The sequence below is a fragment of the Georgenia daeguensis genome, assembly GCF_039537705.1.
Classification (GTDB): domain Bacteria; phylum Actinomycetota; class Actinomycetes; order Actinomycetales; family Actinomycetaceae; genus Georgenia; species Georgenia daeguensis.
Map to the genome: position 1 here is coordinate 18,532 of NZ_BAABBA010000018.1, position 13,601 is coordinate 32,132.

General features: G+C 74.6%; 16 protein-coding genes and 1 riboswitch. Of the genes, 7 read left to right on the top strand and 9 right to left on the bottom strand.

What is annotated here, in order from left to right; genetic code table 11:
• Positions 1–10: 10 nt before the first annotated feature.
• Positions 11–955 (bottom strand): hypothetical protein, encoded by a 945-nt coding sequence (locus tag ABD774_RS15925; protein WP_345043233.1) that lies wholly within the window; start codon positions 953–955, stop codon positions 11–13.
• Between the two features lie 53 nt (positions 956–1,008).
• Positions 1,009–1,164, bottom strand: coding sequence for a hypothetical protein (locus tag ABD774_RS15930; protein ID WP_345043235.1), 156 nt, complete (start codon positions 1,162–1,164; stop codon positions 1,009–1,011).
• Positions 1,165–1,386: 222 nt separating this feature from the next.
• Between ABD774_RS15930 and ABD774_RS15935 the strand changes: the two genes are divergently transcribed.
• The gene (locus tag ABD774_RS15935) at positions 1,387–1,797 is read left to right on the top strand and encodes a YchJ family protein (protein WP_345043237.1); all 411 of its coding nucleotides are present in this window, start codon (positions 1,387–1,389) and stop codon (positions 1,795–1,797) included.
• A 43-nt stretch (positions 1,798–1,840) separates the two neighbouring features.
• On the opposite strand, the gene ABD774_RS15940 is transcribed toward ABD774_RS15935, so the two are convergent.
• The gene (locus tag ABD774_RS15940) at positions 1,841–2,281 is read right to left on the bottom strand and encodes an ester cyclase (RefSeq protein WP_345043240.1); all 441 of its coding nucleotides are present in this window, start codon (positions 2,279–2,281) and stop codon (positions 1,841–1,843) included.
• A gap of 319 nt (positions 2,282–2,600) precedes the next feature.
• Positions 2,601–2,915: a DMT family transporter gene (locus tag ABD774_RS15945; protein WP_345043242.1), complete on the bottom strand. Its 315-nt coding sequence runs from the start codon at positions 2,913–2,915 to the stop codon at positions 2,601–2,603.
• Positions 2,916–2,926: 11 nt separating this feature from the next.
• A riboswitch (guanidine-III (ykkC-III) riboswitch) is annotated at positions 2,927–2,990 on the bottom strand.
• Between the two features lie 89 nt (positions 2,991–3,079).
• Between ABD774_RS15945 and ABD774_RS15950 the strand changes: the two genes are divergently transcribed.
• The gene (locus ABD774_RS15950) at positions 3,080–4,336 is read left to right on the top strand and encodes a M18 family aminopeptidase (protein WP_345043245.1); all 1,257 of its coding nucleotides are present in this window, start codon (positions 3,080–3,082) and stop codon (positions 4,334–4,336) included.
• A gap of 98 nt (positions 4,337–4,434) precedes the next feature.
• Here ABD774_RS15950 and ABD774_RS15955 read toward each other — a convergent pair whose 3' ends face one another.
• Entirely contained in the window at positions 4,435–4,674 is a 240-nt protein-coding gene (locus ABD774_RS15955; protein ID WP_345043247.1) for a hypothetical protein, read from the bottom strand.
• 113 nt (positions 4,675–4,787) lie between these two features.
• Complete coding sequence (locus ABD774_RS15960; protein WP_345043250.1) at positions 4,788–5,870, bottom strand: DNA polymerase IV; 1,083 nt, start codon at positions 5,868–5,870, stop codon at positions 4,788–4,790.
• A 95-nt stretch (positions 5,871–5,965) separates the two neighbouring features.
• Here ABD774_RS15960 and ABD774_RS15965 point away from each other — a divergent pair, with 95 nt between their 5' ends.
• The 4 genes from ABD774_RS15965 (at position 5,966) to ABD774_RS15980 (ending at position 9,432) form a co-directional block, all read left to right on the top strand.
• Complete coding sequence (locus ABD774_RS15965) at positions 5,966–7,300, top strand: MFS transporter (protein ID WP_345043252.1); 1,335 nt, start codon at positions 5,966–5,968, stop codon at positions 7,298–7,300.
• A gap of 329 nt (positions 7,301–7,629) precedes the next feature.
• A complete protein-coding gene (locus ABD774_RS15970; protein WP_345043255.1) occupies positions 7,630–8,208 on the top strand; it encodes a hypothetical protein in 579 nt (192 codons plus the stop codon).
• The gene (locus ABD774_RS15975) at positions 8,205–8,642 is read left to right on the top strand and encodes a very short patch repair endonuclease (protein ID WP_345043257.1); all 438 of its coding nucleotides are present in this window, start codon (positions 8,205–8,207) and stop codon (positions 8,640–8,642) included. Before ABD774_RS15970 ends, ABD774_RS15975 begins: the two co-directional genes overlap by 4 nt.
• A gap of 265 nt (positions 8,643–8,907) precedes the next feature.
• A complete protein-coding gene (locus ABD774_RS15980; RefSeq protein ID WP_345043259.1) occupies positions 8,908–9,432 on the top strand; it encodes a DivIVA domain-containing protein in 525 nt (174 codons plus the stop codon).
• Positions 9,433–9,448: 16 nt separating this feature from the next.
• On the opposite strand, the gene ABD774_RS15985 is transcribed toward ABD774_RS15980, so the two are convergent.
• The gene (locus ABD774_RS15985) at positions 9,449–10,195 is read right to left on the bottom strand and encodes a TetR/AcrR family transcriptional regulator (RefSeq protein ID WP_345043262.1); all 747 of its coding nucleotides are present in this window, start codon (positions 10,193–10,195) and stop codon (positions 9,449–9,451) included.
• A 129-nt stretch (positions 10,196–10,324) separates the two neighbouring features.
• Here ABD774_RS15985 and ABD774_RS15990 point away from each other — a divergent pair, with 129 nt between their 5' ends.
• The gene (locus ABD774_RS15990; protein ID WP_345043264.1) at positions 10,325–11,023 is read left to right on the top strand and encodes a hypothetical protein; all 699 of its coding nucleotides are present in this window, start codon (positions 10,325–10,327) and stop codon (positions 11,021–11,023) included.
• Here the strand turns inward: ABD774_RS15990 and ABD774_RS15995 are convergent.
• Together ABD774_RS15995 and ABD774_RS16000 are read right to left on the bottom strand one after the other, a co-directional pair.
• Complete coding sequence (locus ABD774_RS15995) at positions 11,017–12,144, bottom strand: hypothetical protein (protein WP_345043266.1); 1,128 nt, start codon at positions 12,142–12,144, stop codon at positions 11,017–11,019. The two genes, ABD774_RS15990 and ABD774_RS15995, sit on opposite strands and share 7 nt — an antisense overlap.
• Positions 12,145–12,338: 194 nt before the next feature.
• Positions 12,339–13,433: a GmrSD restriction endonuclease domain-containing protein gene (locus tag ABD774_RS16000; protein ID WP_345043269.1), complete on the bottom strand. Its 1,095-nt coding sequence runs from the start codon at positions 13,431–13,433 to the stop codon at positions 12,339–12,341.
• Positions 13,434–13,601 lie beyond the last annotated feature (168 nt).

The window sequence follows — 13,601 nt, forward strand, 5'->3', positions numbered from 1 at the left end:
GCCTCGATTGTCAGCCCTGGGCGCCGGCGGGGAGAACGAAGAGCGCGGAGACGTAGTGGTACGCGGGCCTGACCTCCATCGTCAGGTCGGCCGGGTCCTGCACCTCGAACCCCATCGTGAAGCTGACCCGCTGCCCGGGCTGGATCGTGGTGCCGGGCGGGCCCGTGAGCCCGGCCTCCGGGTCGTAGACGAGCGGGGCGTCCGCGCCGCCGCTGCTCATCGCCACGAAGATCGACGTGTTGATCGGCCGGTCCGTGCCGTTGACGAGGACGATGTCGACGGCCACGACCCCGGTCTCGTCCGCCGGGGCGGTGCCGCTCGGGGCGGGGCTCGGCGTGGTGGTGGCCGGCCCGGCCTCGTCGGTCGGGCCGGCCTCGTCGGCCGGCGCGTCGGCCGGCTCGTCGCCCGACGTGGTGGACGGGGGTGCCGTGGTCTCGGCGCCGCCCTCCTCCTGCTTCTCATGGGTCTCGACCTCGGCCGGCCGTCCGGCGGTGACCGCGAGCCCGTTGTCCCAGACGTACGTCTGCCCGAAGGCCAGCGCCGCCGACGGGCCCCCCACCTGCTCGGGGGCTGGCGGCGGGGTCCGGCTCGGCGTGGGGCGCGGTGCCGGCGTGCTCGGGGACGGCCGTTCCGTGGGCGCCACCGACGGGCTCGGCGTGGTGGGGGCCGGGTCGGACGGCCGCGGCCCCGGTTGCCGGCCGGGCGTCCGGTTGCCGACCCCGGGCGCGGGGTCCTCGGGGGGCGCGACGGGGTCCTCTGCCGTGGGCGAGGGCGCACCCGAGGGGGGCTCCGCGGGTGCGGTCGGCTCCGCCGGCGGAGAGGCCGGCGACTCCGGTGCGGTCTGCGCGGGAGCCGCCACGTCGTCGACGGGCGACCCGCGGTCGGCGCCGCACCCGGCGAGCGCCAGGCAGGCGGCCACGACCAGCGCGGCACCACCCCGGGTTCGCAGCCTCATGCGTCCGAGACTACGGGCTGGCACCGACACGTCCAGGGGTGATCACAGAATGGTCACGGGGTCGACGCCTCGGCCGATGTGCCGGCGCCCCGCTCGCGGGCCCGCGCCTGGTCGGCGTCGAGGATGCCGCCCTTCACAGCGGCGCGGACCACGAAGTACAGCACCAGCAGGCCGACGGCCCACACGACCAGCATCATCACTGCGTCCATCCCCGCAACGTAGCGGGTACCGGCAGCCCGGGGCGCGAGCCGGGCTACGCGCGCGCCGGTCCTGCACGCCTCGCCGCACGCGAGTAGGCGGTCGCTCGGGCTCCCCACCGGGGCACCCGGCCGGTCCCCGTGCCGAACGTCCGGGGCGGGCGCCCCCGGCGGGCGCCCCGGGCGAGGCGCCCCGGCCGGGCGTCTCGGCCGGGGCGGCGGCAGAATGGCCGCGTGCCCGCCCTTGCCGACGACGCCCGTTGCCCCTGCCTGTCCGGCGAGACCTACGCGGACTGCTGCGGCCGGTTCCACGCGGGCCTCGCGGCCGGTGGCCCCTACGCCCCGACGGCCGAGGCGCTCATGCGCTCGCGCTACAGCGCGTTCGCCGTCGAGGACGCCGCGTACCTCCTGGCCACCTGGCACCCCAGCACCCGGCCGGACGATCTCGACCTCGCCGACGGCACGGAGTGGCGCCGCCTCGACGTGCTGCGCGCCGAGGCGGGCGGGCCCTTCGACGAGACGGGGCTGGTGGAGTTCGTGGCCCACCATCGCTCCGCCGTCGGGCGCGGCCAGATGCACGAGGTCAGCCGGTTCGTGCGCGAGGACGGGCGCTGGTACTACGTCGACGGCGACGCCGCCGCATGAGAAAGGCCCGCGACGCGGTCGTCGCGGGCCCGGGTCGAGGCGCTCAGGCACTCGTCTCGTGCGTGATCCGCTCGGGGATCAGCCCCACCTGCTGCAGGGCGCCGAGCATGTCGTAGACCACCCACTCCTCGACAACCCGGTCACCCTCCCACTTGCACATGCCCATCCCGTTCATCACGTACGACTTGCCGGTCGCCGGCAGACCGCGGAACTCTTCCCTCGCGGTCCCGCCGAAGGTGTACCGGTAGGCCAGCATGTCCCCGCTCGCGACGACATCCTGGATGTCCATGTGCAGGTCGGGCTGGGAGGCCCGCAGCGTGCGCGCGAACTCCTTGAAGCCGGCCACGCCGTTCGTCGGGAACGTCGGGTCGTGGAACATGCAGTGCTCCGCGTAGAGCTCGTCGCAGGCGTCGATCTCGCCGCGGTGCCACACGGCGTCCATCGTGCGCCGGAACAGGTCAGTGCGTTCGTCCGTCGTCATCATCGTCGGTCATCCCTGGTCTCGCGGGCACAGGAGGTGCCCGCACACCGCCGGGGCCGGAGCGGCCCCGCTCCCGCCTGATCGCTGCTGATCGCGTCCGCCGATGAGCCACCTCCCGGAGCTGACTTCCGGGATCCACCAGAATTTTCCCACCACACGCAGTCAGACGGAAGGCACGGAGGACGGCCAAAGGGCCTGCGCCAGGGCGCGGGGAACCGGGCCCGGAACGGCACCGGCACCGGCACCGGCAGATCACGGGGCTGCCACCGGCACCGAGGTCAGGATCGCCGCGCTGCCACCGACACCGCACCGGCGCCCACCGTCAGTGGATCAGCTTCAGCCCGATGACGCAGCCGACGATCCCGCCGAGCAGCAGGATCTTGATCAGCGAGACCGCCTCCTGCCCGGTCGCCATGGCGTAGGTGACGGTGAGGACAGCCCCGATGCCCACCCACACGGCGTAGGCGGTGCCCACCGGCAGCGACCGCATGGCGTAGGCGAGGCCGGCCATGCTCAGCCCGAGGGCGGCGAAGAACGTGACGGTCGGGACGAGGCGGGTGAAGCCCTCGGACCTGCTGAGCGCAGTCGCCCAGACGGCTTCGAGGACGCCGGACAGCACCAGGACGATCCAGGACATGACAGCTCTCCTTCGTGGCCGTCTTGTCGCTCGCCGGGTACAGCTCCCTCGTCCGGTGCCCGTTCCGGGCCCTGCCAGGGTGGCACGGTCCGGTCCGCCGCGGCAACGGTCGCGGCGGTGAGGTCCGCCTCCACGCGGTCGGCGGTGCGTGCTTGGATGGTGCGGTGCCTGCTCCTGCCGACCACATCGCCGACCTCGCCGACTTCATCACCGCCTCCCCGTCCTCCTACCACGCCGCCGCCGAGGTGGCCCGCCGCCTCGACCTGGCCGGGTTCACGCGCCTCGACGAGGCCGCCGGGTGGGAGAGCACCGGGCGGTGCTACGTCGTGCGCGACGGCGCGGTCGTTGCGTGGGTCCGCCCGGCGACGGCGGGGCCCATCACCCCCTTCCGGATCATCGGCGCCCACACCGACTCCCCCGGCTTCAAGCTCAAGCCCCGCCCCACCCTCACCGCGCACGGCTGGCTCCAGGCCGGCGTCGAGGTCTACGGCGGCCCCCTGCTGAACTCCTGGCTGGACCGCGAGCTCGAGCTGGCCGGCCGGCTCGTGGACCGCGACGGCCGGGAGCACCTCGTGCGCACCGGTCCGTTCCTGCGCATCCCGCAGCTGGCGATCCACCTCGACCGGTCGGTCAACGACAAGGGCGTGACCCTCGACCAGCAGCGGCACACCGCCCCGGTCTTCGGGGTCGGGGACCACGGCGACATCCTCGAGCGGCTGGCCGCCGGCGCGGGTCTGGTCGCGGAGGACGTCGCCGGGTACGACGTCCTGACCGCCGACACGCAGGAGCCGCGCCGGTTCGGCCTGGACGACTCCCTGTTCGCGGCGGGTCGCATGGACAACCTCGTCTCGGTCCACGCGGGGGTCGTCGCCCTCGTCGACGCGCCCGACGACGCCGCGCACGTCAGCGTGCTGGCCGCGTTCGACCACGAGGAGCTGGGCTCGGAGTCACGCTCCGGCGCGTCCGGGCCGCTCCTTGACGGCGTCCTCACCCGCGTGTCGGGCGGCACCGCCGAGGAGGTCCGGCGCGCGTACGCCGGCTCCTGGTGCGTCTCGGCCGACACCGGTCACGGGATCCACCCGAACTACCCCGAGCGCCACGACCCGGCCAACCACCCGGTGCTGGGCGCCGGCCCGCTGCTGAAGATCAACGCCAAGCAGCGCTACGCCACCGACGCGCACGGCGCCGCCCTGTGGGCGCGGGCGTGCGAGCGGGCCGGCGTGCCGTGGCAGGAGTTCGTCTCGAACAACGCCGTCCCGTGCGGGTCGACGATCGGCCCCCTCACCGCGACCCGGCTCGGGATCCGCACGGTCGACGTCGGGGTGCCGCTGCTGTCGATGCACTCCGCCCGCGAGCTCGCGCACGTGAACGACCCCGCGGCGCTGACCGCCGCCGTGAGGGCGTTCCTCGCCGGCGCGTAGGACGCCGCGACGTTCCCCCTCGTACCGGTGCCCGGTCGCCGTCGTGCCGGCGGCTCGCCGTCGTTCCGGTGACCGCTGCGCCCGTAGGCGCTCTCAGGTCACGCGGCCGACTGAGAACCGCTCCGTGCTCGGTGCTCCGCGGCCATCTGGGTCGCGACCTCCGTCAGGGCGGTGACCGGGTCGGGGGTCAGGTGCGAGAACGTCTCGGTACCCCAGCGGGCGAGCTCGTGCCCGAGAATTCCTTTGGCGTGCAGCCGCAGCTGAACCGAGTCCCCGCGCCGGTGGAGCGACCAGGAGGTACCGGCCGGGGGTGGGGGAAGCATGTCCTTGAGCCACATGGGATGTCCTTCCGACGAGCTTGGCGGGACCGTCCGCCACGCCACGAGTTTCCCAGTGAGTTCACTGCGCACACCGTCGTGAGCTCACGGCCAATTCTAGTTCCTCGCACCCGTCACAGGCGCCCGCGCACCGGGGTCCGCTCGGCCGTGTCGCCCTCCTCCGGCATGACCATCTCCGCACGCACCCCGAGCAGCCGGATCTCCCGGCCGGCCTCGATCCGTCCCGCCAGCTCGACGGCGGCGGCGACGACGTCGTCGCGCTCGTTGGTGGGCGCCGTCAGCTTGTGCCCGATCGCCTTGGTGACGAACGGGGCGTAGCGCACCTTGAGCGTCACGCGGAACACCGGCCGCCCCTCGCGCGCCGTGTCCTCGAACACCTGCTCCGCGAGCTCGCGCACGGCGGCCGTCACCTCCGCCGGCGTCGTGAGGTTGTGCTGGTACGTCGTCTCCCGGCTGTGCCCGCGCGCGATCCACGGGCTGTCGTCGACGACGGCCGGCCCGATGCCGCGGCCGAGCTCGCCGTACCAGACACCCATGCGCGGGCCGAACTCCGCGACGAGCGCCTCGCGGGGCGCCGCGGCGAGCTCCGCGACGGTCCCGATGCCGTGGTCGGCGAGCCGTCGGGAGATCTTGGCTCCGACGCCCCACAGGTCGCGCGTAGGCCGCTCGCCCATCACCTCGAACCAGTTCTCCGCCGTGAGCCGGAAGATCCCCCGCGGCTTGCCGAACCCGGTCGCGATCTTCGCCCGCACCTTGTTGTCCCCGATCCCGACGGTGCAGTGCAGCTCCGTGGAGGCGAGGACCGCCTCCTGCGCGCGCCGGGCCAGGGCCTCCGGGTCCTCCGTGACCGCACCGAGGAAGGCCTCGTCCCAGCCCAGCACCTCGACGACGGCGCCCAGGTCGCGCAGGGCCGCCATCACCTGCTCGGACGCCGCCTCGTAGGCGGGCGCGTCCACCGGGAGGAAGACGGCGTCGGGCACCTTGCGCACCGCGATCTTCATGGGCATGCCGGAGCCGACGCCGAACGCGCGAGCCTCGTAGGACGCCGTGGCCACGACCGCCCGCTCCGTCGGGTCCCCCCGCCCGCCGACGACGACCGGCAGGCCCGCGAGCTCGGGACGCCGCAGAATCTCGACCGCCGCGATGAACTGGTCGAGGTCCACGTGCAGCACCCAGGGCGTGGCGCCGTCGCTCATGGCACGAGTCTGGCCACGCCGGCGGGCGCTGTCACGCCGGCCGCCTGCCGGACCGGCGCCGGTGCCCCCGCGGCGGCCGCCTACCATCGGTGCCGATGTCCACCTCCCCGCCGTCCCCCAAGCGGGGAGCCCTCCCGTGGGCCGTCGTCGGCGGCGTCGCGCTCGTCGCCCTCAGCCTGCGCGGGCCGATCGTCGCGCCGGCCCCCGTCGTCGGGGACATCCGGGCGGACCTCGGCCTCTCGACCATCGCCGCGGGCCTGCTCACAAGCCTCCCGGTGCTCTTCTTCGCCCTCGCCACCCCGGTCGCGACCCGGGTGATCCGCCGGGCCGGGCCGGAGCTCGCCGTCGTCGCGTGCCTGCTCGGCGTCCTGGCGGGCACGGTCGTCCGCTCGGCGGGGCCGGCGTGGGCGCTCTTCGCCGGCACGGTGGTGATCGGGGCCGCGATCACGATCGGCAACATCGTCGTCCCCGTGGTGATCCGGCGCGACGTGCACTGGAGCCGGGCCTCGGCCGTCACCGGCGTGTACACCGCCTCGCTCAACGTCGGCTCGATGATCACCTCGCTCGGCACCGCCCCGCTCGCCGCGGCGGTGGGCTGGCGCTGGGCGCTGCTGACCTGGGGAGTGCTGGCCGCCGTCGGAGCGGCGTTCTGGCTGTGGCTCGCCCGCCGCCGGGCGGCGTCCGACGCGGCGAAGCGGCACCGGCCCGCCGGCACTCCCGCGCCCGGCGGAGCCACGCCCGGCGACGACTCGGCCGGCGACGACTCGGCCGGACCGACCACGAGATCCGCGGCGGGGGCCACCCCGGACGCCGCGGCCGACCAGGCGGCGAGCAGCTCCGAGCAGATCAGGCGCATCGGCTGGCTGCTGCTCCTGGCGTTCTGCGGGCAGTCGTTCTCCTACTACGCCGTCACCGCCTGGCTGCCCACGCTGCTCGCGGACACCCGCGGCCTCGACCAGGCCGCCTCGGGCGCGACGGCGTCGCTGTTCCAGATCGCCGCCGTCGCCGGCTCGCTCGGCGTGCCGGCCATCGCCGGGCGCGCCCCGGCGTGGGTGCCGGTGGCGCTCATCGGGATCCTCTGGTCGACCCTGCCGGTGGGGCTGATGGTGGCGCCCGAGTCCTTCACGACGTGGTCGATCGTGGGCGGCGTCGCGCAGGGCGGTGGCTTCACCGCGATCCTGTCCATCATCGCCCGGGTCACGCGGACCGACCGCGAGGCCGCGTCGATGTCGGCCCGCGTGCAGGCCGGCGGGTACGTGGCCGCCACGTTCGCGGCGCCCCTGGCCGGCGCGCTGAACTCCGCCACCGGCGGGTGGACGGCGCCGCTCGCGCTCGTCCTCGTCGCCACGCTGACCTTCTCCCTGGGTGGCGTCTCGGCAGCGCTGCTCGCCCGACGGCTGGGGCCGGGCACTCGGGCGGCGGCCGGGTAGAGGCGAGCGTCCCGGCCGGCCGGGTAGGGGCGCGCGTCCCGGCCGGCCGGGTAGAGGCGCGCGTCACGGCCGGCCGAGCGGCGTGCCCGTGGATGGGCGTCGCCCGACCACCGTGGGTCCCGGCCGGCCGAGCGGCGAGCCCGTGATAGCGCCGTCCGCACGGCCAAGTGCTTCTGGGCCCGAAAAGCGTGCCTAGGACCACTTCGTCTGCGCAGGAGCACTTCATCTGCAACAGGAACGTGCCGTCGCGTGTGCTACCGATGACCCGCTCGGGCTGCGACCGTAGCCTGGGGGCGACGGCAGCCGCGTCGGCCCGAGAACGGATCACCATGTCGCCCTCCTCGCTCCCCCGGCGCGGGCGTACGACCGGCGCGCGGGTGCTGACCGCCGTCGTCGTCACGCTGGGGATCGGCGGAACCGCGGGGGGAGCGGTCGCCTGGTTGCTGCGGCTGCTCGCCGTGGCGACCGGCAGCCGGCCGGACGCGGGCACGGCGGAGACGTTCCTGGTCACCATGACGTTCCTCGTCGCGCTGCTTCCCGGCGCCCTCGCCACGGCCCTGGAACGACGGCGGAGCGCGCGCGTGCTGCTCGTGGCAGGTGGCGTGGCCGTTCTGGGCCTTCTCCTCGCCCCGATCTGGGTCCAACTCGGCGGCGCGTCCGGCCCTGGCGTCGGCGCTCTGGTGGTGTCGACGGTTGTGCTGGCCGGCGTCGTCGCCGGAGCGGTCTGGGCGACGGCGTGGCTCATCCGAGCGGCCGTCGGCCCGGGCGGGAGCGGACTGGCCGGCCCTCCGCCTCCTCCCCGCGAGGCCGGCGAGGCCCGCAAGCGCGGCGAGCGCCGCGAGGACCGCGAGGACCGCGGGGACCGTGCGAACCGCCGGCCTACGCTGGGCGGCGGAGGACCACGATGACCCTGCGCGTGCCGCCCCATCCGGGCGCTTCCTCGGCGGCTGTCTCGCGGCGGATGTCCGTCGCGGCTCGGCGGGACACCGGCTGCGAGCTGCTTTTGCGCCGGCAGCTGCACGCGGCCGGCCTGCGCTACCGGGTGAACTACCCGGTGCCCGGTAACCGCCGCCGGACCATCGACATCGCCTTCACCCGGGCGAAGGTCGCGGTGTTCGTGGACGGGTGCTTCTGGCACGGCTGCCCTGAGCACGGCACCCAGCCGCGCGCCAACGCGGACTGGTGGTCCCAGAAGCTCGCCGCCAACCAGGCCCGCGACGCGGACACCACCGCCCTCCTGGAGGCCGCGGGCTGGGCGGTGGTGCGCGTGTGGGAGCACAGCGAGCCGGGCGAGGCCGCGCAGCTCGTCGCGGAGCGGGTGCGCGGGCGTCGACAGCTCTAGCCGAGCGCCGGCGGGTCTGACCGCGCGTCAACAACCCTGGCCGAGGAGGGCCCGCCGCGCGCCGGGGCGGCGCGGGCTCATGTCGGTGGCCGTCATGCACCACGCCGGACTGGGTGGGGCACGCGGTCCCGGACCCGCGCTCACGTCACCGTCCGAATTGGGCACGCAGGGCGGGACGCCCTGGAAGGATCGGTCCCAGCACCGCACCACCATCCGGCCGACCACCCGCAGACCACCCGGCCGTCCAGCCCACGAAGGAGTGCGCATGACGAGCCTCACCGCCGACGCCGTGCTGATGACGAAGTTTCAGCCGACCAGGTTCCGCGAGGGCTACGACCAGGACCAGGTGGACGACTTCCTCGACACGGTGACGGAGATCCTCAGGTCGTACGAGGCGGGCGGTCCCCTCGACGCCGTCGCCGCCGCCGAGCTGTGCCGCACCGCGCGCTTCCAGCCGACCAAGCTGCGGGAGGGGTACGACCAGCAGCAGGTGGACGCCCTGCTCGCCCGCCTGGCGCAGCAGTTCGGCGCCCTCGCCGGTGGGGCGTCACCCGTCGCCGGCGCCGGTGGGGCGTCACCCGTCGCCCGCGCCGGTGGGGCGTCACCCGTCGCCCGCGCCGGTGGGGCGTCACCCGTCGCCCGCGCCGCTGCCGCGCCGCCCGCGCCGCCCGCGTCGGGTCCGCGTCCGGGCGAGTACCAGGTTGCGAGGCGACCGGGGGTCGGCACCATCGTCGGGGTCATCGCCGCCGTCGCGGCGCTGGCGGTGCTGGTCTGGCAGTACGCGCTCTGACGCTGGCCCGCGGCGGTCAGGCCGGCGGCTCCGGAGCCGCGCGACCCGGCTCGTCGAGGTCCTGCAGCCCCAGGCCGGCGGCCATCTGCCGCACGGTGCGGTCGAAGAGCGCGTCGGCGGGCTCGAAGCCGCCGACGAAGTGGCCCGCGAGCTCAAGGTTGACCATGCCGATGAGCTGCCCGAACGCGCCGGCGAGCGTGGCGAGCACGGGGGCCGGGCTGTGCTCGCCGAGGACGTGGGCCACGCCGTCGAGCTGGGCCGCGAGCTCGCCGCCGACCGCCTCGCCGTCCACGTCCGCGAGCGCTCCCGCGCGGGCCGCGCCGTCGACGATGCCCGCCAGCGCCGTCATCACCGCCGTGGCGGGGGCGATCGTGTCGGCCGGCGCGCGGTAGCCGGGGATGGCGGAGCCGTAGATGAGCGCGAACCGGTGCGGCTCCCGCCGGGCCCAGCCGCGCAGGGCGTGGCAGGCAGCGCCCCAGCGCGACCGGAACCGCCCAGGCTCCACCTCCGCCGTCGCCGTGCTGATGGTCTCCGCGAGATCGCCGTACGCGTCCACGATCAGCGCCGTCAGAAGCTCGTCCCGGCTCGCGAAGTAGCGGTACAGGGCCGAGGAGACCATGCCGAGCTCGCGCGCGACCGCCCGCAGGGAGAGGGCGCCCGCCCCCTCGTCGGCCAGCTGCCGCAGGGCGAGGCGCTTGATGTCCCGGCTGAGCTCCGCGCGTGCACGGGCGCGGGCGGTCACGGGCGGGGCTGGTTCGGCCATGGCAGCGATGATGCCAAGCCCGAGAGCGCTTGTCACAAATGTGAGCACCGCTCTTGCTTTTGCTGGCCCCACGCGTCACCATGATGGAAACCGAGAGCACCGCTCTCCAACGACTGGCAGGAGACCGTCATGGCCGTCCCCCGACCCTCCGACCGAGACGTCACGGCGGTCGCGTTCGCCCTCGCCGGCGCCGCGTTCGTCGTCTACCCCGCGCTGCGCCCCTACAGCGACGAGGTCACTCTCGCGGGCGCCGAGGCCATGTCCTCGACCGCCTGGGTGCTCGCCCACTCCGTCGGGATGCTGGCGTTCATGGCGCTCACCGTCGCGGTGTGGTCGCTGCGGCGCACCGCGCCCGGCCTCCGGCAGCGGCCCGCCGCCGTCGCGGCCGTGCTGACGTGGCTGGGGGTGAGCCTGGTGCTGCCGTACTACGGCGGGGAGACCTTCGCGCTGCAGGTGATCGCGGAGCGCGCCGTGACGGAGGCGGACCCGGGCCTGCTCGAGCTCGCCGGCGCCTTCCGGTACCAGCCGGTGGCGATCACCTTCTTCGGCGCAGGCCTGCTCGTTCTCGCCGCGGCGGGAGTCGCCCTGGCGGCGGCGCTCCGGGACGCGGGCGCGCTCAGCCGGGCCGGCGGGCTGATGGCCGGCCTCGGCCTGATGCTGTACCTGCCGCAGTTCTTCGTCGCACCGGCGGGCCGCATCGGCCACGGCGTGCTGCTCGCCGCGGGGTGCGCGGTCCTGGCGGTGGTCGCCCGGCGCGCCGGCCGCGCCGGCACGGCCCGGCTCGGCTCACCCACCGGTCGCTCGACTCTGGTCGGTGCGGCTCAGTAGTACCGGAGGTCGCCGTACCAGGTGACGTACGAGTCGTAACGAGTCACCTGCCAGGCCGTCCGCGCATCCTCGACGAGGTGGACGGTGCCCACGACGACGTCGGGGTCGAGGCCGAACCGCTTGGCACCGCGGTAGTACACGGAGCAGCGCGCGTCCCCGGCATCGTCGACCGTGCAGCCGGCTACCGAGAAGAAGTTGTTCCTTCGCGTGTCGACGTTGCGGAAGGCCCATCTGAGGTCGGCGAACCCGGCGTCGGTCGAGTAGGTGCCGAGCATGTCCGGGAACTGGTGCGAGGCCCCGAGGAGCGCCTTGCGCACCACGTCCCGCAACGCCCGGTCGGGGGCGAAGGGGCTGGCCGCCGCGGCACTGCGGCGCACGGCGAGAGTGTCGGTCCCGTCGCCGTCCCAGTCCCCGACCAGCGTGGTGTCGGCAGTTCGGCCGTAGTTGAGCACGCGGTCGGCAGGACCGCCGGAGAAGTCGTCGGACACGTGGTAGGCGTTCCCCCGGCGGACGGCGGGGGTGTCCCTGCCGTCACCGTCCCAGTCGCCGACGAACACCACCTCCGTTCCCTCCCCGTAGGTGACGGTGTAGTCGGCGGGCCCGCCGGACAGGCTGTTCTTGAAGTAGTAGGTGCTGCCGCGGCGGACGCCGAAGCTGTCCTTGCCGTCGCCGTCCCAGTCGCCGACGACGACCGTGTCGCTCGACCGGCCGTACATGACGACCCGGTCCGCCCGGCCGCTGGAGAGGTTGTTCTTCAGGTGGTAGACGTTGCCGCGGCGCACGGCGGGGGTGTCGTCGCCGTCGCCGTCCCAGTCACCCATCAGCACCGTGTCGCCCGCGCTGCCGTAGACGATGCTGTTGGAGGTGGGTCCGCCGCTCGGGCCGTTGGCGAAGTGGTAGACGTTGGCGCGGCGCACGGCGAGCGTGTCGATGCCGTCGCCGTTCCAGTCACCGACGTAGACGCGGTCGTCGGCCCGGCCGTAGGTGAAGACCCGGTTGGCGTTGCGACGCCAGTCGTCGTTCATGAGGTAGGCGTTCCCCGCCCCGCCGGCCTCACTACCCTGGGCCGCCGCCGCCTGAGCGCCCAGCACAAGGATCGCCGTGACGGCGAGACCCGTCACCGCCGCACGCCTGAGATGCCGTTTCGTTCGCATATCGATCCCACCGCGTACCGGAGCGTCTGGCGTCTGCGGGTGGCGCCGCTGCCGCCCGAGGGCTCTGAGGCTATTCCCGTTCCCTCCGCCTCGCGGGCGAACGGACGGGCCTTCGCGGGCCGTCGGCGAACCCGCCGGTCTAGGCGTCGCCGGGACGGCGGCTACTCGCAGACCGTCCCGTCGGAGTCGCCGTCGCGGTACCAGCCGTACTCGGGGTCGACGCCGGAGACGTAGGGCCCGTAGCCCGCGTCCAGCGCCTTGGCGCAGGAACTGAAGCGCGGATCGGTGCCGGCGCCGGAGCCACCCGGTGCCGGGGCTGGGGCCGGTTCCGGCACCGGGGCGGGCTGGGGAGCGGGTGCGGCCGCCAGCTCGGGCATCAGCGGCGCGGTCTCGCGTGCCGGCAGTGGCTGGTCCGGGCACGCCGAGAGCACGCGCACCATGGCGTCCTGCTCGGCGGCGGTGACCCACAGCCGGTACTCCACCTTCACCGCGACCTGCCGCGCGACGTACTCGCAGCGGTAGCCGGCGCTGGGCGGCAGCCAGGTGGCGGTGTCGCCGTCGCCCTTCTGGCTGTTGAGCGGGCCGTCGACGGCGAGAAGGTTGAGCGGATCGTTGCCGAACTCGCGCAGGGTGGGTGCGTCCCAGCCCTGGGCACCCTTCTGCCAGGCGTCGCTGAGGGCGACGACGTGGTCGATCTGGACGTCACCGGAGGTGTCGGCGCCGCGGACGAACGGGATCGTGGTGCCGGAATAGGGGTCGTGCAGCGTGCCGGACTCCACCACGCAACCGCCCGTGCCGGGGCCGATCACCAGGTCCACGAGGTCGCGGCGGAGGATGTCGTTGCGGACGTCGCAGCCGTTGCGGTCGTGGTCGTACGCGCGGTACGCGAAGGCCTCCCGGTCGTAGCCCGTCTTCGGGGCGCGTCCCTTGACCTCCAGACCGGCGACGGCGGCCAGCGCGGTCCCCGGCCGGGCCTGCGTCACCGCCCCGGCCGACGCGGAGGCCGACGGCGCCGCGTCGGCCGTCGCGTCCGCCGTCGCGCTCGGCGTCGCGCTCGGCGTAACGCTCGGTGCGGGCGCCGGGCCGGGTCCCGTCGTCGTCGGAGCCGCACTTCCGACGGCGACCGTGGTCGCCGGTGCCGGGGCCTCGGCGTCGTCGAACGCCCCGGCCACGCCACCGAGGACAGCCACCGCGACGGCGACGAGCAGCGGCGTGCGCCACCTCGGGGGCCGCCTCGGCCCGGCCTTCCGCAACATGCCTCGACGGTAGGCCGCGCCACGACCGACCGAGGCGTTTCGGAGCCTGGCGTGCGGTATCTCACGGGGCGGAGCGATTTGGATGTTGCTCAAAGGGCGTGTTTAGTATTCCCAATCTGCGGGCCTTCGCCGTGTCTCAACGTCGACCGGTTCGGGCCCCGCAGCCGA

What these genes read in the sequence shown, in the direction of transcription:
- ABD774_RS15925 (WP_345043233.1), bottom strand. Translation starts at nt 955, where the DNA reads ATGAGGCTGCGAACCCGGGGTGGTGCCGCGCTGGTCGTGGCCGCCTGC.
- ABD774_RS15930 (WP_345043235.1), bottom strand. Translation starts at nt 1,164, where the DNA reads ATGGACGCAGTGATGATGCTGGTCGTGTGGGCCGTCGGCCTGCTGGTG.
- ABD774_RS15940 (WP_345043240.1), bottom strand. Translation starts at nt 2,281, where the DNA reads ATGATGACGACGGACGAACGCACTGACCTGTTCCGGCGCACGATGGAC.
- ABD774_RS15945 (WP_345043242.1), bottom strand. Translation starts at nt 2,915, where the DNA reads ATGTCCTGGATCGTCCTGGTGCTGTCCGGCGTCCTCGAAGCCGTCTGG.
- ABD774_RS15955 (WP_345043247.1), bottom strand. Translation starts at nt 4,674, where the DNA reads ATGTGGCTCAAGGACATGCTTCCCCCACCCCCGGCCGGTACCTCCTGG.
- ABD774_RS15960 (WP_345043250.1), bottom strand. Translation starts at nt 5,870, where the DNA reads ATGAGCGACGGCGCCACGCCCTGGGTGCTGCACGTGGACCTCGACCAG.
- ABD774_RS15965 (WP_345043252.1), top strand. Translation starts at nt 5,966, where the DNA reads ATGTCCACCTCCCCGCCGTCCCCCAAGCGGGGAGCCCTCCCGTGGGCC.
- ABD774_RS15970 (WP_345043255.1), top strand. Translation starts at nt 7,630, where the DNA reads ATGTCGCCCTCCTCGCTCCCCCGGCGCGGGCGTACGACCGGCGCGCGG.
- ABD774_RS15975 (WP_345043257.1), top strand. Translation starts at nt 8,205, where the DNA reads ATGACCCTGCGCGTGCCGCCCCATCCGGGCGCTTCCTCGGCGGCTGTC.
- ABD774_RS15980 (WP_345043259.1), top strand. Translation starts at nt 8,908, where the DNA reads ATGACGAGCCTCACCGCCGACGCCGTGCTGATGACGAAGTTTCAGCCG.
- ABD774_RS15985 (WP_345043262.1), bottom strand. Translation starts at nt 10,195, where the DNA reads ATGGCCGAACCAGCCCCGCCCGTGACCGCCCGCGCCCGTGCACGCGCG.
- ABD774_RS15990 (WP_345043264.1), top strand. Translation starts at nt 10,325, where the DNA reads ATGGCCGTCCCCCGACCCTCCGACCGAGACGTCACGGCGGTCGCGTTC.
- ABD774_RS16000 (WP_345043269.1), bottom strand. Translation starts at nt 13,433, where the DNA reads ATGTTGCGGAAGGCCGGGCCGAGGCGGCCCCCGAGGTGGCGCACGCCG.